The sequence below is a fragment of the Nocardia stercoris genome (assembly GCF_003696265.1).
Classification (GTDB): domain Bacteria; phylum Actinomycetota; class Actinomycetes; order Mycobacteriales; family Mycobacteriaceae; genus Nocardia; species Nocardia stercoris.
Map to the genome: position 1 here is coordinate 391,690 of NZ_RFFH01000005.1, position 21,557 is coordinate 413,246.

At 68.5% G+C, this 21,557-nt stretch carries 16 protein-coding genes and 5 pseudogenes; 11 read left to right on the top strand and 10 right to left on the bottom strand.

The window, feature by feature from the left end; all coding sequences use genetic code 11:
- Nucleotides 1-117: 117 nt before the first annotated feature.
- On the top strand, nt 118-1,128 hold the full coding sequence (locus tag EBN03_RS15455; protein WP_122188704.1) for a zinc-dependent alcohol dehydrogenase family protein: 1,011 nt from the start codon (nt 118-120) through the stop codon (nt 1,126-1,128).
- Entirely contained in the window at nt 1,125-2,525 is a 1,401-nt protein-coding gene (locus EBN03_RS15460; protein WP_199742793.1) for a xylulokinase, read from the top strand. The genes EBN03_RS15455 and EBN03_RS15460 overlap by 4 nt, the downstream gene beginning before the upstream one ends.
- Here EBN03_RS15460 and EBN03_RS15465 read toward each other — a convergent pair.
- Nucleotides 2,519-4,057, bottom strand: coding sequence for an FGGY-family carbohydrate kinase (locus EBN03_RS15465; RefSeq protein ID WP_122188706.1), 1,539 nt, complete (start codon nt 4,055-4,057; stop codon nt 2,519-2,521). The two genes, EBN03_RS15460 and EBN03_RS15465, sit on opposite strands and share 7 nt — an antisense overlap.
- 343 nt (nt 4,058-4,400) lie before the next feature.
- Nucleotides 4,401-4,721 carry a hypothetical protein gene (locus EBN03_RS15470; protein ID WP_122188707.1) on the bottom strand — a complete coding sequence of 107 codons (321 nt, stop codon included), beginning with the start codon at nt 4,719-4,721 and terminating at the stop codon, nt 4,401-4,403.
- A gap of 259 nt (nt 4,722-4,980) precedes the next feature.
- Here EBN03_RS15470 and EBN03_RS15475 point away from each other — a divergent pair.
- Together EBN03_RS15475 and EBN03_RS15480 are read left to right on the top strand one after the other, a co-directional pair.
- Nucleotides 4,981-5,241, top strand: a pseudogene (locus EBN03_RS15475) (IS982 family transposase); the annotation flags it as partial.
- 1,033 nt (nt 5,242-6,274) lie between these two features.
- Nucleotides 6,275-6,703: a hypothetical protein gene (locus EBN03_RS15480; protein WP_147471601.1), complete on the top strand. Its 429-nt coding sequence runs from the start codon at nt 6,275-6,277 to the stop codon at nt 6,701-6,703.
- A 719-nt stretch (nt 6,704-7,422) separates the two neighbouring features.
- On the opposite strand, the gene EBN03_RS34145 is transcribed toward EBN03_RS15480, so the two are convergent.
- Together EBN03_RS34145 and EBN03_RS35080 are read right to left on the bottom strand one after the other, a co-directional pair.
- Entirely contained in the window at nt 7,423-7,584 is a 162-nt protein-coding gene (locus EBN03_RS34145; protein WP_158675628.1) for a hypothetical protein, read from the bottom strand.
- Nucleotides 7,585-7,821: 237 nt separating this feature from the next.
- Nucleotides 7,822-8,040: pseudogene (locus EBN03_RS35080) on the bottom strand (arsenical pump-driving ATPase); the annotation flags it as partial.
- A 122-nt stretch (nt 8,041-8,162) separates the two neighbouring features.
- Between EBN03_RS35080 and EBN03_RS15490 the strand changes: the two are divergent.
- The 3 genes and pseudogenes from EBN03_RS15490 to EBN03_RS35085 all read left to right on the top strand — a co-directional run.
- Entirely contained in the window at nt 8,163-8,951 is a 789-nt protein-coding gene (locus EBN03_RS15490; protein ID WP_325052081.1) for a helix-turn-helix domain-containing protein, read from the top strand.
- Nucleotides 8,952-9,018: 67 nt separating this feature from the next.
- Nucleotides 9,019-9,600 carry a dihydrofolate reductase family protein gene (locus EBN03_RS15495; protein WP_122188710.1) on the top strand — a complete coding sequence of 194 codons (582 nt, stop codon included), beginning with the start codon at nt 9,019-9,021 and terminating at the stop codon, nt 9,598-9,600.
- A gap of 124 nt (nt 9,601-9,724) precedes the next feature.
- Nucleotides 9,725-9,978, top strand: a pseudogene (locus EBN03_RS35085) (transposase); the annotation flags it as partial.
- A 27-nt stretch (nt 9,979-10,005) separates the two neighbouring features.
- Here EBN03_RS35085 and EBN03_RS15505 read toward each other — a convergent pair.
- Both EBN03_RS15505 and EBN03_RS15510 read right to left on the bottom strand, forming a co-directional pair.
- On the bottom strand, nt 10,006-11,283 hold the full coding sequence (locus EBN03_RS15505; protein WP_122188712.1) for an alpha/beta fold hydrolase: 1,278 nt from the start codon (nt 11,281-11,283) through the stop codon (nt 10,006-10,008).
- 81 nt (nt 11,284-11,364) lie between these two features.
- Nucleotides 11,365-14,082 (bottom strand): AAA family ATPase, encoded by a 2,718-nt coding sequence (locus EBN03_RS15510; protein ID WP_158675630.1) that lies wholly within the window; start codon nt 14,080-14,082, stop codon nt 11,365-11,367.
- Nucleotides 14,083-14,227: 145 nt separating this feature from the next.
- Here EBN03_RS15510 and EBN03_RS15515 point away from each other — a divergent pair, with 145 nt between their 5' ends.
- The 4 genes from EBN03_RS15515 to EBN03_RS15530 all read left to right on the top strand — a co-directional run bounded on the left by EBN03_RS15515 (nt 14,228) and on the right by EBN03_RS15530 (nt 18,630).
- Nucleotides 14,228-14,779, top strand: a complete 552-nt coding sequence (locus EBN03_RS15515) for an LppU/SCO3897 family protein (protein WP_233608403.1) — start codon at nt 14,228-14,230, stop codon at nt 14,777-14,779.
- 230 nt (nt 14,780-15,009) lie between these two features.
- Nucleotides 15,010-17,181: a hypothetical protein gene (locus EBN03_RS15520; RefSeq protein WP_147471602.1), complete on the top strand. Its 2,172-nt coding sequence runs from the start codon at nt 15,010-15,012 to the stop codon at nt 17,179-17,181.
- 177 nt (nt 17,182-17,358) lie between these two features.
- The gene (locus EBN03_RS15525) at nt 17,359-18,336 is read left to right on the top strand and encodes an alpha/beta hydrolase (protein ID WP_158675631.1); all 978 of its coding nucleotides are present in this window, start codon (nt 17,359-17,361) and stop codon (nt 18,334-18,336) included.
- Nucleotides 18,337-18,378: 42 nt separating this feature from the next.
- Nucleotides 18,379-18,630: an alpha/beta fold hydrolase gene (locus EBN03_RS15530; RefSeq protein ID WP_122188716.1), complete on the top strand. Its 252-nt coding sequence runs from the start codon at nt 18,379-18,381 to the stop codon at nt 18,628-18,630.
- An 802-nt stretch (nt 18,631-19,432) separates the two neighbouring features.
- On the opposite strand, the gene EBN03_RS34560 is transcribed toward EBN03_RS15530, so the two are convergent.
- From EBN03_RS34560 to EBN03_RS15555, 4 genes and pseudogenes are all read right to left on the bottom strand, one after another.
- On the bottom strand, nt 19,433-20,437 hold the full coding sequence (locus EBN03_RS34560; protein WP_199742782.1) for a transposase: 1,005 nt from the start codon (nt 20,435-20,437) through the stop codon (nt 19,433-19,435).
- A gap of 94 nt (nt 20,438-20,531) precedes the next feature.
- Nucleotides 20,532-21,071, bottom strand: a complete 540-nt coding sequence (locus EBN03_RS15545) for a hypothetical protein (protein WP_122188717.1) — start codon at nt 21,069-21,071, stop codon at nt 20,532-20,534.
- Nucleotides 21,072-21,074: 3 nt separating this feature from the next.
- Nucleotides 21,075-21,176, bottom strand: a pseudogene (locus tag EBN03_RS15550) (LuxR C-terminal-related transcriptional regulator); the annotation flags it as partial.
- A pseudogene (locus EBN03_RS15555) lies at nt 21,176-21,385 on the bottom strand (IS701 family transposase); the annotation flags it as partial. The pseudogenes EBN03_RS15555 and EBN03_RS15550, both read right to left, overlap by 1 nt.
- Between the last annotated feature and the right edge of the window lie 172 nt (nt 21,386-21,557).

A 21,557-nucleotide genomic window follows, 5' to 3' on the forward strand; every position in this document is an offset into this window, starting at 1 on the left:
CGTCCAGCCGGCTACCGACCAAGGACACCGCGTCCGCCATCACCTTCTGTCGATGCCGTTCGGCAACTTCTGGCTGAAATCCGCCGACGGCGAGCACGTCGGGTGCAAGGTGGAAATATGCGCGCCCTGGTGATCGACAAACCCGGACAATTCTCGGTGGAAACGGTTCCCGATCCCACGCCCGGCGCCGAGGAGGCGGTGATCCGGGTCGGCGCGGTCGGCATCTGCGGAACCGATATCCACATCGTCGCCGGAGAGTTCCCGCCGACGGCCTATCCGATTGTGCCCGGCCATGAGTTCGCCGGTGAGGTCGTGGCGGTCGGCGGACAGGCCGCCGGAGTGCGGATCGGGGACATGATCGCCGTCGATCCGTCGTTGTTCTGCGCGCGGTGTCACTTCTGCGCGATCGGCCGCGGCAACCTGTGCGAGAACTGGGGCGCGATCGGCGACACCGTCGACGGTGCGATGGCCGAATACGTGGCAGCTCCGGCCGCCAACTGCTATCGGCTGCCCGGTCATGTCCCGGCCACACATGGCGCGCTGGTGGAGCCGTTGTCGTGTGCGGTGCACGGCTTCGATGTACTGCCGCGGCAGCTGGGTTCGCACTATCTGATCTACGGTGCCGGCACGATGGGACTACTCATGCTCCAGCTGGCTATCGCGGCCGGGGCGGGATCGGTTTCGGTGGTCGACGTCAACGAGGCACGGCTGGCGATGGCCCGCACGCTGGGCGCCGATGCGGCGGCGGTGGACGCCGACCAGCTCGACCGGCCCGAAGGCTGGGAGATCGTCATCGACTGCACGGGCGTGATCGACGCCATCGAGGACGGGCTGGCCCGAGTCCGCCGCGGCGGTACATTCCAGCAGTTCGGCGTCGCTCCCGCCGCGGCGCGGGCCTCGATCACGCCGTTCCGGATCTACAACGACGAGCTGACGATCGTCGGGTCCATGGCGGTGGTCCACAGCTTCGGCCGCGCGGTCGATCTGCTCGGAGCAGGAGTGATCGACGCCGAAACGATGATCACGCACGACTTCCCGCTCGCCGAATTCGACGAGGCGCTGCGAACTTTCCGCTCCGGTATCGGCCGCAAGATCCAGATCCGCCCGACGGCGCCGAGGCGGCCCTGATGCTGGTGGCCGGCGTCGACAGCTCGACACAGTCGTGCAAGGTCGTGGTCTGCGCGAGTGACACCGGCGAGATACTGCGGCACCGGAAAATGCCGCACCCCGACGGCACCGAGGTGCCGCCCGGGGCATGGTCGGAGGCACTGGCCGCGGCCTGCGACGGCATGCTGGACGGGGTGGCGGCGATCGCGGTGGCGAGCCAGCAGCAGGGAATGGTGGCCCTGGATGCGGCCGGTCGGCCGGTGCGGGATGCCTTGTTGTGGAACGACACTCGGTCGGCGTCGGCGGCCGCCGATCTGGTGTCCGAGTTCGGCGGAGCGCAGGCCTGGGCGGATGCGGTCGGCAGCGTACCGCTGGCTGCGCATCCCGTGGCCAAACTGCGCTGGCTGGCCGATCATGAACCTCGCAATGCCGATCGGGTGGCGCGCGTGGTGCTGCCGCACGACTACCTGAGCTGGCAGCTGCGCGGCGGCACCGCGGATATCGAGCCCACGACCGACCGCGGTGACGCATCGAGTACCGGCTACTGGTCGCCGGCGGACGGGCGGTATCGCGAAGACCTTGTCGCGCTGGCATTCCGCGGCCGACAGCCGAGGCTGCCGCGGGTGCTGGGTCCGGCCGAGGCGGCCGGTCATACTCCCGAGGGGGTGCTGGTGGCGGCCGGCACCGGCGACAATCCCGCCGCTGCACTGGGATTGGGTCTCTGCGATGGTGATGTCGTGGTGTCGCTGGGCACCAGCGGCACCGTCTACACCCGCAGTCGGCGTCCCAGTGCGGACCCGACCGGTGCGATCAACGGATTCGCCGATGCCACCGGCGCCTTCCTGCCGCTGGTGTGCACGCTCAATGCCGCCCGCATACTCGCCGGCACCGCCGCGGGCCTCGGCGTCGAGGTGACCGCTCTGGAACAGCTTGCCCGGCAATCGATTCCTGGATCAGCGGGGCTGACCCTGCTGCCGTACCTCACCGGCGAGCGCACCCCGAATCTGCCGGCGGCGACCGGAACCCTGCACGGCCTGACCATGGACAACATTCTGCCGCGGCACGTGGCACGGGCTGCGATCGAAGGGATGTTGTGCAATCTCGCCGACTCCCTCGACCGGCTGCGGGCGACCGGCGTCGAGCCGAGCCGTGTCCTGCTCATCGGCGGAGCCGCCGCGAGCCGCCTCGTCGCCGAAATCGCCGCCCAGATCTTCGATCTCACTGTCGCGGTGCCGCAACCACAGGAGTACGTCGCCCTCGGCGCGGCCCGGCAGGCCGCCTGGACGCTGGCGGGTACGGACGAACCTCCGGTATGGGCTACACCGGCCATGGTCGAAGTCCCGGCTCCGGCCGGTGGCACCGGCCGGGATATCCGCGACCGATACGCCACGGTCCGGAAATTACTGCACCATCAGTGACCCGGCACCCGATGCCCGCTGCCGCCTCCGCTCGGCGATTCGGGACCGTAGCCGGGCGCCGCAGCCGATCGATGCTCTGCGGCGAGGAAATGTGTTGTGTCCCTGGTGGATTCGTAGAGTCGGCGGTAGTGGGCGTAGTAGCCGTCGTATCGGGCTGTGCGGGCGGGGTCCGGCTCGACGGTCGCCACCACCGGATTCCACCGCGAGGTGTCCAGTCCCGTCGCCTCGGCGGCCAGCAGGGCATCGCCGAGGCATGCGCCGACGGTCTCGGCCGGAAGTTGCTGGGGCAGGCCGATGATGTCGGAGACGATCCGGGTCCACAGGCCCCCCTTGGTGCCGCCACCGACGGCGACGAGGCGGCGAGCGTGCCCACCCGCCGCCGCCATGGCCTCGAGATTGTGGCGCACCCCGTAGCCGATGCCCTCCAGCGCCGCCCGATACAGCTCGGCGCGACCGTGGCCGAGCGTGAGGCCGGCGACGAGACCACGAGCGTCGGGATCGAACAGCGGCGTGCGCTCACCAGCGAAGTACGGCACCAGGATCAGCCCGCGGCTGCCGGCGGGCACTTCGTCGGCAGCCCGGATCAGATCGGCGAACTCGCCGCCGACGAGCCGCCGCAGCCAGTCGGTGACGGCTCCGGAGGTCGCCATCCCCGCCGCGAGAGTGTATGTGCCGGGCCAGGTTCCGCAGGTGCTCCACAGCCCGGGATGTGGGTGCGGATCGGTCAGCACCTGCACCAGGAACATGGTGGTGCCGTACATGATCATGGCGTCGCCGGGCGCCCGCACGCCGACGCTGGCGGCCTCGGCCCAGGCGTCGATGGTTCCGGTGGTGACCGGCAGCCCTGCGGGGAGACCGGTGACCGCGGCCGCGGCCGGCGTCACCTGCCCGACGATCTCGGTGGGCCAGCACAACTCCGGCAGGATCAGCCCGGGGGCGACGGCCTCGGACCGATCCATCGCCCACTCCCGCCTGCGCAGGTCGTACATCGGCACGCACTGGCTGGCCGACTGGTGGTCGAGTACATATCGGCCGGTGAGCCGGTGCACGAGAAACGAACTCGCCATCAACAGCATCCGGGTGTCGGCGGCGACCGCGGGCTCATGGCGAGCGACCCAGCGGAGCTTGGGGCCGACGGCCTGGGTGGTGAGCGGTGAGCCGGATCGCGCGAGCACCGCCGCCTCGCCCAATTCGGCGTTCAGCTCAGCGATTTCGGCTGTCGCCCGGGTGTCGACCCCGTACAGGATCGCCGGGCGCAGGGGGTTCCCGGACGCATCCGCCGGCAGCAGGCAGGGACCGATACCGCTGACCGCCAAGGCGCGCAGCCTGTTCCGGTCGCCACACGCGGCCACCAGTTCGGCGGCGATCGCCACGAAATCGGCCCACCAGACGGTTTCGGCGTCGTGTTCCGCCCAGCCGGGACGAGGCGTCGAAACACCGTGTGCGCGTTCGGCTCTCGCCACGACGGTGCCGTACTCGTCGACGAGGACGCCCTTGGAGCTCGAGGTGCCCAGATCGATACCGAGGAACATCAGCGCACCCCTCCGCCGTTCGGGCCCCCTCGCCGGTGCGGGGTGGTGCGGTCCGCGAGCGGTTCCGGATCGCCCGGCTCCTGGGCGCAGACACCCGGCCCGGTCGCGTGGTCGCGATCGCTGATCATGTCGGCTTCTCCCGGGTCGCGGATCCAATTCCGACCACCAGAATCGCAGCCCGGCCCGCGGTGGGCCCGGATGCGACCGTCATGCCAGCCTAGCCTGAATCCGTGGATGACTCGGTGTAGGTCGGTAGCTCGGCCTGGTGGGTGTTTCTGCTGGTTCCGGCAGACGCGAAGGGAACGCGATGGCGCGCACGGTGCGTGACGGGCGAGTTCCTCGATCATGTGTGCGCAGTGCTCACACCCACCACCTGACCATGGGCACCGAGTTCACCACCAGCCTTGCTCGGGATCACGAATGTCTGCCCCGGCGCCGCTGCCAGCTTTCGTCGGCGCAGCATCGCCAGGGTCTCGGCGCCGACGCGCACAGTTTTGCCCATCGATGACGCGTTCTTCGTGAACGGCTGCCGGTAGACCACTGACACCACGCGTTGGGCGTCCAGCTTGTGCCAACCGTCGGGCGCGGTGAACTCGTGGTCGTCGAGCTGGTAGTGCTCGATAATCTGTCGCAGTTCCCGGACCTGGACTTCGGTGTCGACCACAGTTCCGGTGATGGTTACGGTTCCGGCTTGGAGGTCGACCCCGTCGGTCCAGCGGATCGCTACGCACTCGCCGGGCCGAGCGGCACAGCAGCCTCGTGTAGTCCCTGAATTTCGGGTCTCGACGTCGACGGTTCGTGGGGGAGAAGTACTCTGCTTCGAGCCGACGAAACTCGGTCAGCTGTTCGGGGGTGAACGGCTGTGGTTCGTCGGCGAGGTAGGGCTTGGCCACTACGTTCTGTCGGTGCCGTTTCGGCGCGTTCTCCCCGCGCATGTGCTGCTGGTTCGCCCCGACCGCAAGAACGAGAAACACCGTTTCGGCAAGCTCGCCGATGTCCGCCAACGCATCGAGGCCATCTACGACACCTGCAAGGACCAGCTCGGCCTGGAACGCCACGGTGGCCGCACACCTACCGGGGTCTATGCCCGCATCGCCCAACGCCTGCTCGCCCTAGCCGCCGCGATCTGGCACAACTGGAGCATCGACGACCCTGTCAAACGCTCCCTCATCGCCTACGACCACTGGCAAACCAATGGTGGCGGACGCAAAGCGCCTGCCGCCATTGGGAATCAATCATCTAGGGGACGACGGCGCGCTCGAGTTCGGTTCCGATACCGAGGGCTCCGATGTCCTGGACGGATCGCGCGCCGAGTGCTGCTCACCGACGGCCGGGTGCTGGCGGTGCGCGGACCTGCGGTTCCCGGTGGCGGGACGGCTGCGGCGATTCTGCGCTACACGATGTGAGGTGCCTTCGGCGGCTAGCGCTGTCCGGGTTCGGGCCGAGGCTCGGGCGGCTGTGTCCCGGTGTCTCGCTGAAGCCGGCAAACTTCCTGACGCGTACACCCGGTCGGCGGGCACAGGCGAAGTCGACCCGCCGGGATCCGGTTCTGCGAGTGGCTGGTGCTGGTTGTACCGCATGGCCATCCACCTGCGTGTCCGGCGGTCGCCCGGGGTCTCGGTCGATGTCTCCGATCGCACCGAGTTAGCTGGCGCCGGCGTTGCCACGTGTCCGTTTTGTCGCATTGGGGACGGTCCCGAATTGGAATAAAAGGACAGCTCTTTTCGTTAATTGCGTGATGTCTCAAAGAGGAAAGTAGGCTGATGTCGACAGTCGGATCGTGATCTAGATTCTGTGGCCGCACTGATTCACGCCATATGAGCTTGCTCCGGTCCTTGATCGGCTCCGGAAATCCGGATCTCAACGACCAGAGAAGGGAAGTCGGAGGGGGGTGTGTGTACGCCAGTCATTATCACGGTCCAGCGATGGCGATCATGGAAATTCGTCGGTCGCAGAAGCGGTACTCGTACAATCGATCTCGCGTCGAGCTGAATAGACCCGCGCCGCCTGTCACTACAGCCCGCGGCGGGCGCTGAACGCTCAGCTGGTGCCAGCTGAGGCAGGTTCGGTATCACCGATTCCGATACTGCCTACCGCGAGAGATCAGCGGCGCCTGGCCGACCCTTTTCGGACAAAAGAAGGCTGCGAAGGATAAGTGTGTATCTGTATCAGTGTTTCATTCCGGCAGGTTCCCTGGACTCCGTGACCAGGGTCCGGATGGCCGCGACGTTGGCCGACATCCACAATGAGGTGACCTGGGTTCCCCGGGAGCTGGTGGAAGTCGTGTTCGTGGAATACGCACCGACGTCGGCGTTCGGCGGCCGCCCGCTCGGCGAAGCGGTGGTCACGATCACTGTACGTGCGGGCCGCGACCGCGGGACCAATGCGGATCTGGTTGCGCCGATCGCCGCGGCATGGCAGGTCCTGACGGGGCAGCGCGATGTGCTGGTCGAGCTGATCGAGATCGATACCGCTCTGACCTGCGTCAGTATCGGTGATGCAACGCCGCGGACACGCACCGAACCGTCACGAGTACGGCACCGGTCCGTGCCGGTCGGTTTCGAGCGAACGTGGTACCCGGCCTCACGTTCCGCGGGGGTCTCAGGCGGGCCCTCCTGCACCGGTCGCTCTGCTCCGTGGGGGTGAACTCGACCTCGGTCAGAAGATTTCGGCGCCATGCCGCACTCGGTGGGCCGCCCCGGCCGACATTCTGATGGGTCGCCCAGCAAGTGAGCGCGACCGCAAATTCTATGCCGGACCTTGCATTCCGAACACGTTGAGAAAGCGCCCGGCCGGGACACGATCGGCCGACGCAATCGTTGCGAGTCAAAACTGTCGTCGCACAGATGGGCGGAATATCGCGATTATGACTGCGCTATGGGTGGTTCTTGGTTTATGGGTGCTGGGGTCCGTGCCTGTATCGGTACTGTTGGGCCGACTGTTACGGGTCCGCAACCATGCCGAGTGTACTGCCAGCAAAACAGCTGGCCGATCTTGCTCGCCGCGCGGGTGCTGACCGGTCGGAACCGAATCTGTGGCCCAACCGCCGTCAGGGTGTTCGCGTTGTGAAGTGTTGGGCCCACCCATCAATACAGGTCGGGCCCGATTTCATGCTGGGTCCGACCTGCTTTTATTCCGCCACCCCGTCTTTACCCCACGGTTTCGATTCAATTTCATTGTGCTGTCGTGTCGGGTAGTGCGGTAGATGCTTTCCGTTGTCGAAGCCGACCTCGAGGCCACCGACCGTGGCCGATGAATGTTGCAACGGACCCACGTCTACACCGCCGGGCCACAGTCGAGGTGCCCGAAATCCGTTCGGTCGCAGACCGATCGCGTAAGGATACGCACTGGTCGCCACCTGGGACTCAGTCACCCCGAGACTGTCGTGGCGAGGGCACCGAACCGTCCGAGCCGTGGCGGCGTGCACGGTCCTGTCCGTTGGCGTCCATGGTCTTGATGTGAGCGGCAAGCGAATCCGATGCGCCGCCGGGCCCACCACCGATCGCCCCGGTGACATCGATGGTCACCAGGGCGAGGGGACTGCCGCAGCCTGCTACTTACCGGCGCTCAGACTGCCCAGGAAACCCAGTCCGGCAAACGATCCGGTGCCGCCACTCGTTCCGCCGGTGACCACGACCGAGGCGCGGTCCGAGGACGCGTTGACTGTGCCGGCGCCGGAGTACTCCGCGGTGACGGTCCGCTGACCGCCAGTGGCCGGCCTCCACTGCAGGGTCGCGGTGCCGTCGGAACCGACTGTGGCCGTGCCGTTGTAGGCGTTGCGGCAGTGGCCGGGCGGCGGCGAGGCTGTTGTCGACGACCCACGCCCAGGGCTCGATTCCGGCGCGCCGCAGGTCGGCTTGCAGTTCGGCGGCTTCCTGCACCGGTGTGGCTTCGACGAGGGTGACAGGCACGACCTTGGTTTCGTCTGGGTTCTGTAGCCGCATCAGCGGCGTGGTGAAGGTCCGGTTCGGGCCCATCTGCCGATGCTGGCGGCGGCGCGGCCGGACCATTCGGGCGCGCGATGCCAGTCGGGCCTTCTGCGATGATGTGGGCGTGGAGTACGTGTCCAGAGTGCCGCGGCCGCCGCTGGACGGGCTGATCGACGATCTTTACTACCTGGAGGGGGCCCCCGCCGTACGCCCGGCTGACGCTGCCGGCGGCGCCGGCGCCGTTGCTCATCGTCAACCTCGGGGCGCCGTTCCGCGTCCGCGCCGGCACCGCCGACCAGGCGGCGGAGTACGCCGACGGCTGCGTGGTCACTACGCCCACCCGCGCGTGGGAGTTCGGCTACCCACCCCGGACCCGGTCCGTCGGCGTGCACTTCAAGCCGTGGGGGCTGGCGCCGTTCCTGCCGATGCCAGCGGCCGAGTTGTGCGACCGGCCGGCGACGGTGGAGCAGATTTGGGGCCGGCCCGCGATTGCTGAGCTGCGTGACCGGCTTTCCTCGGCGGACGCCCCGCACGAGATGCTGACGATGCTCGAGGATGGGTTGATGCGACGGCTGCGCGAGACCGACGGTCTGGAACTGGTCCGCCGCACGAGCAGCGTCATCGCGGCGACCGGCGGGGCGGTGGCGATCAGCGACCTCGGCGTGGCAGCCGGTGTCAGCAGCACCTATTTGGCAAAGCGGTTCAAGGAGGTCATCGGCGTCACGCCGAAGCGGCTGGCGCGCAGCTACCGCTTTACCGCCACCATGTTGGCGATCAACTTCGCCGCACCGATCGACTGGGGCGATGTCGCGGCGGGCGCAGGCTATTTCGACCAGGCCCACTTCGGCCACGAGTTCCGGGAGTTCACCGGTCTGACGCCGACCCGGTACGTCGAAGTACGGCAGCAATTCCTGCGCGATCATCCCGCTCACGTGTTGGACGGCTGGCCGCTGCCAGCCGATTGATTTCTTACAAGAGCGGCAGCTCACGACACGCCAAACTTGGGGCACCCCAACGTAGAGGAGGAAGCCCGTGGGCAAGCTGGTCATGTACGCGTCGGTGTCGGTGGATGGCTTCATCGCGGCCGAGAACGACGACCCCGGTCCACTGTTCGAGTGGTTGTCCAGCGGTGACGTGCCGTTGGACGACAGCGGCTTCTTGAAGGTGTCGCAGAAGTCCTACGACTACATCCGGCCGTACTGGGACCAGATCGGAGTGACGATCGCCGGCCGCCACGTCTTCGACATGACCGAGGGCTGGGACGGGACGCCTCCGAGCGGGATCGACCACGTGGTCGTCGTGACCCACCAGGGTAGGCCCGAGGGCTGGGAGGCCAAGGCGCAGTTTCACTTCGTCGACGGCATCGAGGCGGCCGTGGCCAAGGCACGAGAGCTCGCGGGTGACCGCATTGTCGAGGTCGCCGCCGGCGACGTCGGTGGGCAGGCGCTTGCCGCGGGGCTAGTCGACGAGGTGCGCATGGACGTTGCGCCGATTGTGTTCGGGTCCGGTAAGCGCTACTTCGGTTCCGTCGACGCGCAGCACCTGTTGGAGGATCCAGACGTGGTGATTCAAGGCAACCGGGTGCTTCACCTGCGCTATCGGGTGCGCCGCTGACCGATCTGAGTAGGTACACGAAGAAGTACACCGCGATGGTGACACTGACCTGACCCCATGATTTCAGTCCGGGGACTGTGAGAGCCGTTGCGGCCCAGGAAGTGGGCAGGAAGGCTCGAAGACCATGGTGACACGCAAGAGGCACAACCTTGAGCAGGTCGTGCGCAAGCTGGGCGAGGCAATCGGCTGCTGGGCGAGGGCAAACAGATCGCCGACGTGTGCCGGACCCTCCAGATCACCGAGGCTACCGACTACCGCTGGCGCAACCAGTTCGGCGGGTTGAACGCCGACGGCGCCAAATGGTTGAAGGACCTCGAACGCGAACTCCACCCTGAAAGGCTTCTCGCCGAGGCGGAGCTGGAGAAGGCGGCGTTGCAGGTGCGCCACCGGCGGGACACCCTGCGCTCACCTGTCCGGCTCGTCGGGCAGCGGTAGCGGAGCGTCGGTGAGGAAGGCGAGGAGTGCTCGTTCGTACAGTTCCGGCTGGTCCGCTGCGATGGCGTGGCCGGCGTCGGGGACGATGATCAGCCGGGAGCGTGGCAGGACGCGACGGTACTCGTCGGTGACCTGCCAAGTCTTGTAGTCGTATCGGCCGCGCATGATCAACGCGGGCACCTGCACGTTGCGCAGCGCCGGTCGTGGGTCGTCGACTCTGGCCAGGTCCGCTCCGGTCATCTGGTTCACCCAGTAGCCGGGCGTATTCGCGGGGAGGACCGGTGATCCGCGGTGGTCCGGTGCCTGAGCCAGCGGCGCGAGTATCGCCAGCTGCTCCCGGAAGGTGGTGTCTGCCTCGGCGTCGCCGAAGAAGCTATGGGCCGCACGGGGATTGATCGCCTGCAGCACTGAGGCGATGGTCAGCCGTGCCCCGGTTCGTTCGAGTCGGGCGCGCATGTCGGGGGTCTCTGCGTCGCGCAGGTTGCCGTCTGTCCCGTCGGGGTAGGCCGGCGTCCACATCGCTCCCGGTGAGGTGAACACCACCCGTGCCACTCGGTCGGGATGCTTGGCCAGGTAGCGGGCGGCGAGGATGCCGCCCCAGGACTGGCCGACCGGCACGATACGGTCCGCGCCGAGCGCGATCCGGATGGCCTCCAGGTCGTCGACCTGGCGGGTGACGGTGTACTCGTCGACATTCGTCGCCCGGCTCGAGCGGCCGGCGCCGAACTGGTCGTAGGAGTAGACGTCGAATCCGGCGGCGGCGAGGGCCACGCTCGCGGCGGGGAGGCCGTCACCGGCCGTGCCCGGCCCGCCGTGCAGGAACACGACCGGAGCACCACGATTCGGTACGCCGGCGGGCCGGTGGGTGTAGGCGATGGTGGAACCGGTCGGCAGGTGCCAGTAGGCGAGGTTCGGGGGCTCGGTTACCGCCGGCGCTGCGACTGGTGTCCCCACCGCGGCCGCCGTGGCGACCACAATCGTGACCGTCAGGCCCGCTGCGGCGGCCAGGACGATTCCGCGCCGGAGTGATCGGTGTGCGATCCGCAGCGACACTGCCAGAGTGGCGTAACTGCCGGCCGCGAGCACGATCACGGCCACGCCAGCCAGCGCTGGCCAGGAGTCGAACAGCATCGCCGCACCGAAGAATGCCCCGGCTGCGAGCAATGCCGCCGCCAACAAACCGACGATTCCGACCGTGGTGGCGACCGCCTGCCGAGTGATCTGCCGTCCTGCACTCAGTCGTGTCACGGTGACATTCCAGCCGAACGCGCGGCGCCGAACATCAGGGATTCCCCCGGAACCGAGGTCCCGTCGTCTCGTCCGTACCGCCTAGGGACCGTGCAGGGTGTGGGCGATCCCCGCGCGGCTGGTGAGGCCGAGCTTGCGCAGGATGCGGCCGAGGTGGTCCTCGACCGTGCGCGGGCTCAGATGGAGCCGGCCGGCGATGTCCTTGTTCGACAGCCCCTGCGCTGCCAGGTCGGCGATCTGTCGTTCCCGGTCGGTCAATGTGTTTGCGCCGCTGACGGTTCGGCCTCCCGCCAGCCGCCGTTGTTCCGCGGTCGCGGCATGCAGCAGCACGCTCGCCCCCGCTACGGTGAACGCGCTTCGCGCACTGGCGATCCGGGCGGTGGCGAGGTCGAAATCCCCGCGCTGCCCCGCGATTCGCGCTGCCATCAGCAACGCCTGGGCCCGGAACACCGGCATGTCGGCCCGGCCGTAGGCGAGGACAGCCGCAGCAGCGGCTTCCGCAGCGGCCGCGAGATCGCCACGGGCACAGAGATATCCGGCGCGTGCGCGGGCCGCGGCGGCCAGCTGGCCGGGCAGCCCGAGCCGGTTCGCCGCGGCTTCGGCCCGGTCCACCAGACCGGCGGCGGCGTCGAGATCCCCGCGCTCGACCGCACTCAGTGCCGCGACGGCGAACTCCGCCGCCTGCATCGGGTGCGCGCGAACCTCGTCATCCGCCCCCGCCCGCACCGCTGCCGCCTGCCGCTCGACGGTCAGGCTCGCGTCGCCGATTCGTGCGGCGATCTCCGACAATGCGGCATCGACGGCATCGCGCCACCACCGCACGGCCGGTCGGGGCAACGCGTCGATCGTCCGCCACCACCGCACGACCTCCGAGCGTGGCGCCGTTTCCTCCAGTACCCGGAGCTTGATCGCTCCGGCCAGCGGCGCGATCCCGGGATACGAGTACAGCTCGGCGGTTTCGGCGGCATCCGCGGCAGCGGTGAGCGCGTCCGGGTAACGGCCCAGTTTGGCCAGCGTGTATGCGTGAATGGTGTGCAGCTCGGGGAGCATGAAACTGTGGCCCCGAGCACAGCCCACCCGGACGGCCCGCTCGATCTGGACCAGACCGGCGCGCTGGTCGTCGAGGAAATAGGCCAGCCAGCCCCAGGCAGCGACGGCATGGATGACATCGAGCAACTCGGTGTCGTCGAGCCCAGCGAATTCCCGCTCCGCCAGCCGGTAGCCGGCCGCCGCGCCGGTGATGTCCGCTTGCTGCAGCTGACCCATACTCCGCAGCGTCAGGGCGGCGGCGCGGATGGCCGGATCCTGCACCGCAGGGGATTCGAACAGTTCCCGGACCCGGCGTGCGCCGTCGAGGTCCCGCCCGTCCTGAAGTTCGAGGATGGCCGCTTCCAGGCGCAGGGGTCCGCGCGCGCCCGGCGTGACCAGATCGATCGTCCGGGACAGAAGGTTTCGCGCAGCGTCCACTCGCCCGAGGATCCGTTCACAGCGGGCCGACAGCAACGCCGCCTCGACCTGTTCAGCGCCCGAGGAGTGCTCGGGAGCGGGGAGCAGCGCCACCAGAACCTGCCGGGCTTCCTCGACCGCGCCGGACAGCAGCAGGGCCTGACCGAGCAGCAGTCGCGCCGCCCCACCGGGCGCGATGTCGGGGTCCGGAACCTGGTCGAGGGCGGCGGCCGCCCACCGGGCAGCGGTAGCGGGATCGGTGGCCAGAACCTGCTCAGCGGCGGCGAGCAGGTCGGCTGTGGCCTGCGCATCACGCCCGAGCACATGCTCCACGTGCCGTGCCCGGGCGACGGCCGAGGCGCCGGCCGCGCGCAACAGCTGCGCCGCCCGGGCATGCGCCGCGACCCGCCGGCCCTGACCGGCAAGCCGATACGCCGCCGCGCGAACCAGCGGATGGCGAAAGTCCACGATGCCGCCGGCCACGCGGATCCAGCCGCGACGGCTCAGCTCGTCCAACGCGGCCTCCACCTCGTGTCGGTCGAGTTCCGCTGTGCCGCACAGTAGATCGATGTCGCCGGTGGCTCCGCACACCGCCGCGGCGTGCGCCACGGAGCTCTCGCGGGTGGGCAGCTGGGCCAGCTCCGCGCGAATGGTGCGATCCAAGCCGGTACTACCGGTCGTCGCCGCGGCCGGATCCTCGCCGATCACCGCATCGAAGTCCGCCGGAGTCAGTTCCGCCAGCAACTCCAGATACAGCGGATTACCCTGTGCCACGTCGATCAGCCGGGCCGTTCCAGCGACCTGCCGCCCCGCCAGCATCATCGCGGCCTCGTGATCCGGCAGCGGCGGCACCACCACGTGAACGGTGCCGACTCCCGGTGCCCGCAAAGCGGATCCGAGTGCATCGGGAAACAGACCCGTTCGATAGCCGAGCAGCAGCCGGGTAGTAGCCGGGCGTTGCCGAATCAACGCGGCGAGTACACGCAGCGACGCGGCGTCGGCCCAGTGCACGTCGTCGACGACGAGAACGGTCGGCGCTGTGTCCAGCTGTTCCCGCAGCCACCTCGCCGCGGCTCGCACCTCGGCCACGGCAGGAGCGGGTTCGGTGCCGCCGAGGCCGTCGATCGCGTCGGTCAGCAGGTAGCCCGGCGTGGACCGCTCGTATTCGGTACCCGAGACGGTGATCGTGCGCCACCCGGCCGCTGCGGCCGAGCGGGTGAACTCACCGGCGAGCCGGGACTTTCCGATGCCCGCGGGACCTTCCACGAGCAGTACCTGGGGGCCGCCGGGCGCCGCGCAGGCCTCGTGCAGGGTGGCCAGTTCCCGGGTACGGCCGACGAATGACCGGATCACGCGCTCCTCTGTCGAACGAACGGTCGGTCCACGAGCGTAGCGGCAGCCGGGCCGGGCGCACGGATCCCGTAGTTCCACGGATGCTTCCGGTGACCGCGGCCGGTTGGGTTGTCCGAGTTCGACCAATCGGTGAAGGGAAGAGGTCATGGGGTCCAGGTATCGGGGTGGGACGGGCGAGATCCGGTGGTGGCGGCTGGTTCCCGTCACCGTGAGTCTCGCCGCCGCGGTGCTGACGGGTTGCTCGGTGGTGCAGCACGGCGCGAACGCGGTGAAGGACGCGAATACCTCCGACACCGGGCGATCGAAGGTCGGCGACTGCATCGACGTCATCGACGGGTCGATGGTGGACACCAAGTCCGAGCCCGTGGACTGTGCCTCCCCGAAGGCGGTGTACAAGGTGGCCGAGGTGCACAACACGAAGGCCGACTGCGCCGCCGATTACACCTCGTACGAGGAGACCTTGAACGGGGTCTCGATGGCCTTCCTGTGCTTGGCGCCGAACTTCAAGGAAGGCGCCTGCTACCAGGAGAGTTCGATCACCGGATACCGGTACGCGGACTGTGGGTCCGCAGACGCGAGCTTCCGGGTGGTGTTGCGGATCGACGGCCGATCGGACGAAAGCCTGTGCGGCACGGACTCGGACAAGGTGATCACCCTGGCGCAGCCGCCTACCACCTTCTGTGTGAAGGATCAGTAGGTCGACATTCGGCCACGTATCCGGCGGTGTAACCGGGACGCCGGAACCTGTTCCTGTCACATTGTGGTCGGGTCCAAGGCCCGGATCACCTGATGAAGAGACCTGGCATACGTCGGGGTAGGTCCTGTCGGCTGTACTCCTCCATATCCACAGGCGGAGGACATGCGCGAGGAGTTATCCGCCCGATGATTGTTGCTGTCGCGGGAGAAAGTAACGCGAGAAGGGGTTCTATGAACGGCGTTCACCCGTATGCCCCTGTCGCCGACGTGGACTGGGCGACACTGGAGCACGCTTACGGGGACGCCAGCGATGTGCCCGGCTGGATCGCGGGGCTGGCGGCCGCCGAGATCGTCGAACAGTCACTGTACGAGTTGTGGGGCGCGGTGCTGCATCAGGGCACCCTCTACACCTCGACGGCTCCGGCGATGACCGCGATCGCGGCACTGCTCGGGGCGGGCCGGAGCGCGGATGCGGAGAACACGGCATGGTTACTGCTGGCTTTCGCCGAGTCGGTGCGCGACTACGAAAAGGTCGGCTGGGCGGACGCCGAGACGGCTGCGCTGGTCCGGTCGGCCCGGGACTCGCTGGTCGGCATCGCCGCTCTGGTGCGACCACTGATCTGCGACGACGGCCCGGCTGCGGCGGCTGCGGCTCTGCTGCAAGCCCAATCGCGCACAACCGATTCCGATGCCTCAATGGCTCTGGTGGCGCGGGCCGTTGCTCGCCCGGCCGGCCCGGTGGAGCAGGCGTGCGTTGCCGCGCTCACGACGCTCGGCGCCGACACCGCAACGGCACTCGCTGACGCGGACCCCGGTCTGACGATGGCGGCCAGGCTCGCGCGCATCGCGGCCGGAAGCAGCGCGAGCACCGACCTCGACGCGCTGGTGACGGGTTGGGAACTCGCGGTCGAGGTCGCGCCGAACGTCGCGTTCGGGGTCGGCAGTCTCCCGGAGTGGTTGGGCACGGTCAACACTCACGCTGCAACTCACGTACTGACGGCACTGCCGGTGCCGGATGACGCGACGATCGCCGGGCTCGTCGACATCGTCATCGGCTCCCGTGCCGATGCCGCAAAGGCCGTTCGGCGCCTGCTGAGTCTCGCCGTGCTACCCGACATCGAGCCTGAATCCATGATCGCCGCCTTGCGCCAGTGTCCGCCGACTCCTGAGGTCTGTGACGCGCTGGTCGTCCTTGCCCAACGCGTCACGGCCGGGACCACCGCGACTATCGGGTCGAACAGCTTCGATACCGACGCGCGCGCGGACGCGGCACTCGCGCTGCTGCGCGCCGGCGACCGACGATGGCCTCGCCCGATGGCGGAGGCCCTGCTCACCAACCCCGCCGCGCGTGGCCTCATGGTCGCCACCTCGGCAACCGGACGTTCCGCGCTCGGCCACGCGCTCGCGAGCGAAAACGCTCCTGCCGCACCGATGTTCGTCGCTGCCATCCTGCAGGCGCTGCGACGGGATCCGCCCGCGGACCCGTCCCGCGACGGCGCCGGACATCTCGTCACGTTGCTCGGCTCCTGGCCCGCCGATGCTGCTGCCGGCGCACACCCCCGAGTCCGGGAGCTGCTGGGACAGTTGCCGAAGCAAGCGGCCGAAACGCTGGCTACGTGGGGTGACGACACGAGTATCGAATGCATCCGGGAAGCGGGTGGTGGCGGCGATGCGACCGTGCTGCTCGCACTGGCGCGGTTGACGAAGGGCCGCGACGATTTCCATCGCGTCCTCGACGCCGATCTCCGGTACGTCGAGTCCGCGGTCCTCGAACACTGGGCCGACCGCACCGACCCACGTTTCCTCGAATGGTGCCGCGGCCTCGTCGGCACCGAGCCCGCGACAGCGATCTACGAGCGACGTGACCAGGTCACCGCGCTGGGTGTCCTCGCCGACGTCGATCCACGCGCGGCCGCGACCGGCTGGCCGGTGCTGCGCGGTCTCATCGACGCCGGCGCCGAACCGATCGAGGAAGCCGTCCACCTCGCCCTCGATTGGCATGCCCGGCAATTACTTCCGGCCGGCGCGCACACCGATTTCGAGGCGCTGCTCGCCGACCTCGTGGTCACCGACCGCAAGAACTACGCCGGGCCGCTCATCAAAACCAGCGGTGTCGCCGCGATCGCCCTCCTCGACCTCGGACTGCCGTTGCCGGGCACGCCTGCGCGCATCGCCAAGGTCGTCGCGCGTGCCGTCACCGACAAGTGGGCGCGCGACATCGGCTTCCGGCTCACCGAACGGTTGACCGATGCGCCCGCATCGGTTCGCCGCGCCGTAGTGAAGAAGCTCCGATCGCTCGCCGACCGCGACGAACGCTTCGACTCCACCGGCGATATCGCCGTCGAGGACGAACAGGCGCTCGCCCGGCTGCGCCCGATCCTGCACAGCCTCGAAGCCACCTGAGCCGAACCACAGCGCACGCACCATCCTGTGCCGACCTCGATCGAGCCGACCGTGAATCCACCTACACTGGTGGATTCGATTGCCACGAACCTACTAGCACCGAGACAAGGGTCCGAGATCGAAGCCACACAGCAGGAATCGGTAACGCCGGCGACCTCGCGCCGCCGGTGGCGGATCGTGCTGGGCGGCGCGGTCGTCGTACTCGGCCTGGTGGCGGCGATCGCCCTCGCCGCGCTCGCGGTCGGTGTGGTGGCGTACCTGGCGGCCGTCCCGGCGCTGTTCCTCGGTGCGGGACTGGTGGTCGCGGTGGGCGTGTGCTTTCTGGCGAGCCGGTGGGGACTGCGTGTGTCCGGGGTGCGGCGGGTGTGGTCGGGTGCGGCCGGATTCAGCGTCGCGGTCGGGGCGGCGATCGTCGCGCTCGCGGCGGCGACCGTCCTCCATCCCTTCCCGGCCCAGCCGAAAGCTGCTGTGCCGCAGGATGTCCGGTACTGGGAACTGCCGACCGGATCGCGCATCGCCTATGTCCGTGCGGCGCCCGCGCAGATCCCGGTTCGAAAGCCTCCGGTGATCTTCCTGCACGGCGGACCCGGAACCCCGGGAGAGGGAATACCGACCGGCGGCGCGGAACTGGCGGCCGAGGGATTCGACGTCTACGCCTACGACCAAGTGGGTGCGGGCCGCTCGACCCGCCTCACCGAGGTCACCGGCTACACCGTGCGGCGCCAGGTGGACGATCTCGAAGCGATCCGGGTCCGGCTCGGCGCCGACCAGCTGATTCTCGTGGGCCGGTCCTGGGGTGGCTCGCTGACCGCGCAGTATCTCGCGGCCCACCCGGACCGGGTCGCGAAAGCCGTGGTGGTCGCGCCCGGGGCGATCTGGCCCCAGGCATTTCCGGACGGGGTCGGTGAGCCCTGGAACGCGATGAATCCCGCGCAGCAGGCCCGCTACGACGACCTGATGGACAACCCGCGCATCCTCGCACTGTCCTTGCTGATGGGCGTGAATCCCGAGGCCGCGCACGCGTTCGTCCCTGACGCCGAGGCCGACTCCTGGATGCACGAGGTGGCCCTCACCGGACGAGACGGAGCCTCGTGCTCGCGGGAGGTCGCCACGCCCCCGCACGACAACCTCCAGGGCTTCTACGTGAACCAGTAGACGACCCACGATTTCGCGTCTGTCGCGGACCCCAGACCGGTCTTGCGGAACGTGCACGTCCCGGTCCTGGTGATGGCCGCGCAGTGCGACTTCCTGCACTGGCCGGTCAGCCGCGAGTACCGGGACACGCTGCCCGACGCGACCCTGGTCGACATCCAGGGCGCGGGCCATGCGGTCTCGACCGACCAGCCCCAGCTCTTCACGCAGCTCCTCGAGACCTTCCTCGACGATCAGCCCCTACCACTGCTCGCCTACACCGCCATGGACCCACCGCCCGGCCGCTGGACCCGCTGACGTCGAGCCGGAACTTCGTTCCGACAGCGACATATGACTGCTTCCCGGAGACCGGAGCTGATGTCTCAGTGCAACCCCGGGGAGCAGTTTTCCTGCGGTGCCCTATTACTTCGAGGGAAGTTTGATGATTCGGTCAGTGCGCTCGGAACCTGGCCGAGAGCCCCGCCAGGATGTCGCTGTTGGCACTGCCGATTCCGCCACCGGAGGGCGCGGTGGTGGTCACCGGAGTGGTCGTAGTGGGAACGGCCGGCGCCATGGTGATGGTGCTAGCTTGAGTTTTAACCCTGTCGGCGTGGTCGCGGCCCTGTCGGCGTTGGTGCGCGAGTGTTGCTCGTGGCCTTCATGTGGACGTCGTGGCGGGGTGCAGGTCGCTGATTGCGGCGGCCTGCCGGGCGGCCGGGACCCGGACGTGAGGGTTTCGGCGCGCCGGCCGGACAAGTGATGTTCGGGCGTAGGTGCCGAAATACCCGACGGACGCGTGCTGGCGTGAGTTGTTGCGCGGCAACGGGTTTCTCCCATGGCTGCCGCTGATCCCGCGCGAGTCCGCGAGCCGGGCGCGGCTGGGTGTAAGCCGCCGGCAGCATCCAAGTCCACCGGTCCGCGACCGCAGGATTGCGGGGTTTCGGGGCGGTCCAGCCCAGTGTTTGCTTGAGCATGCGGAAGGTGTGCTCGATATCGAACCGGCGCAGGAACGCCTGCCAGAACAGATCGACAGTGTTGGTGTCGAGGCATGTCCCCGAATGCCAGAGCCGGACCGGTTTCGGTATCGCGCCGCTGGGCAGGCGCTCGACGTCGAGGCGGATCACGGTGCCTCGATGATGGGGTGTTTTCCGGCGGCGACCCAGGACGAGCGGTGGGTCAGCCGGGGATGCAGCCGGTCCCACGACCGTGCCCGGGTCGGCCCGTAAAGCCTTGTCTCGGTGCGTGTTTCGGTCGCTGGTTCACCCCAGGTCGTGGGGTCGCCGAACACGAACTCACCGCCGTGGCGGGGCGGGCGCCCTTTGGTGCCGGGCAGCCATGGCGGTGCCGGGCGTCGCAGGACCCGGTCCGAGCGCATCCGGGCCAGGACCCGCACCGGCAGCTCCGCCAGCAGGAACGCCAGCCGGGGCCTGTCGTAGCCGGCGTCGGCGATGACCCAGATCTCGGGGTCACCGGGCCGCCACTGACCGGCGATGATCAGATTCCCGATCACCGACCGCAGTTGGGCCGCGGTGACCTCGGCCGCGTCGTCACCCGGCGCGAGCCGGACCGCGTCCAACGGTGCGGTCCAGGAGCTGCGGCCGGTTTCGAGCGCGCACACCACCGAGAACGGCCAGCCCGGGATCATCTGGTGAGTGTTCTTGGCTCGCCCGTAGGTGTGACCCAGGATCCGCTGCGGGCAAGTATGCGCTTCGGGCCGCAGCCAGCAGGTGATATCCACCGCCAGCACCACCCGCCCGTCCGCGGCCCGCGGCAGCGGCACCGCCGCCAGCGCCCGCCGCAGCCGGTCCACATCGATCCGGCCGCGGTCCAGCGCCGCATACACACTGCCGTGCCCGGGGCGATGCTCGGCGACCAGCGACAACTCCGGCAGCGACCGGACCGGCCCGTCAGCGCACAACACCGCGTCGACCAGCTCGAACACAGCGTCAGGTCGGGTGGTCACACAGTGATACAACTTCCGCCGGAACGCCGACAGGTCCCCGCGAGCACCGGCCCGGTCGGTGATGGACAGTGTCACCGGGTTACCGGAATTGACGAACCAGCCCGTGCTGTGGACGCCCCAGCCGTTGTTGTTCGGCTCGGGGGTGACGTCGGGGTCGCCCACCGTCAGGCGAAAGGTTCACGCGGCGGGCAACCACCGGCCTTCGACGGGGAGGTCTACAAGCAGAGGAACGTCGAAGCAGCGCTGGTTCGGGCGGTCACGATAGTCGCTGCGCCGCGAGGGGTTCGAAGTCGAAGTCGAATTCACCGGACAGCGCCTCGGCCCTCAGTATCGGCGACGCCGCATCCAGCGACGGCCCGAGCAGCCACAGCGAGTTCATCCGCTGCGAGCGGTACACCGGGAACTCGCCGTGTTCATCACGAACGGCGGTGTCCCACAGCAACACGTCCCCGTTCTCACTGATAGCGAAGACTCGGAGCGAATCGACCAGCGACCAGTCGCCGTCCGGCTCGATCATCCAGTCGAACTCCTCTGCCAGCCCGTCGTGGTACGCCTCCTGGAGGCGCTCGGTGAGGATCCGGCTTCTCGCCTGCCAGCCGTCCGCATAGCCGTCGAGTACGGGCGGATACACGAGCCACAGCCCGAACAGTCGGCCCCAGCCGAGACTACGTACGAACTCACGATAGGACGCCGGGAACCCGCCGCCGTCAGCGAACCGATACGCGTCCAGCACGTCGAGATCGACATGCTCGAGCGTGGGAGCGCCCTGGATGCGGATCGAGGAGAAAACGGACATCGTTCAGCGAATCCCGTCCCGCCGCAGAGCGATCGAGACCGCGGCAGCCCGCGAGTCGACGCCGAGCTTGGCGTAGATGTGCGTGAGGTGCGTCTTCACCGTGGCCACTGCCGCAGCCTAGCCAGCCGTTGCATCCCGTCCGGGCCGACCTCACCGGCCTGCTCGGCCAGCGTCCACCCGTTCTTACGTTCCAGGCCGGCGACCAGCCCGGACACATACTCCCGGGCCCGAGCTCGCGGCTCGGCCCGCCGGAACCGGCCACCGATCCGATCACACAGCGAATCCAGCTCGGCCACAACATGATCCAACACCACGAGGCACGATCATGCCTGAGCCGGACGAGTCAACTGCCGTTGCAGTACTAGGTCATGTCTCCCAATAGCTTCAGCCATTCCACGGCAAGGGCCATTACGATCCCCGCCCGATACGTCGAGGCCAGCTTGTCGTACCGAGTCGCCACGCCACGCCAGTTCTTGACCTGCTCGA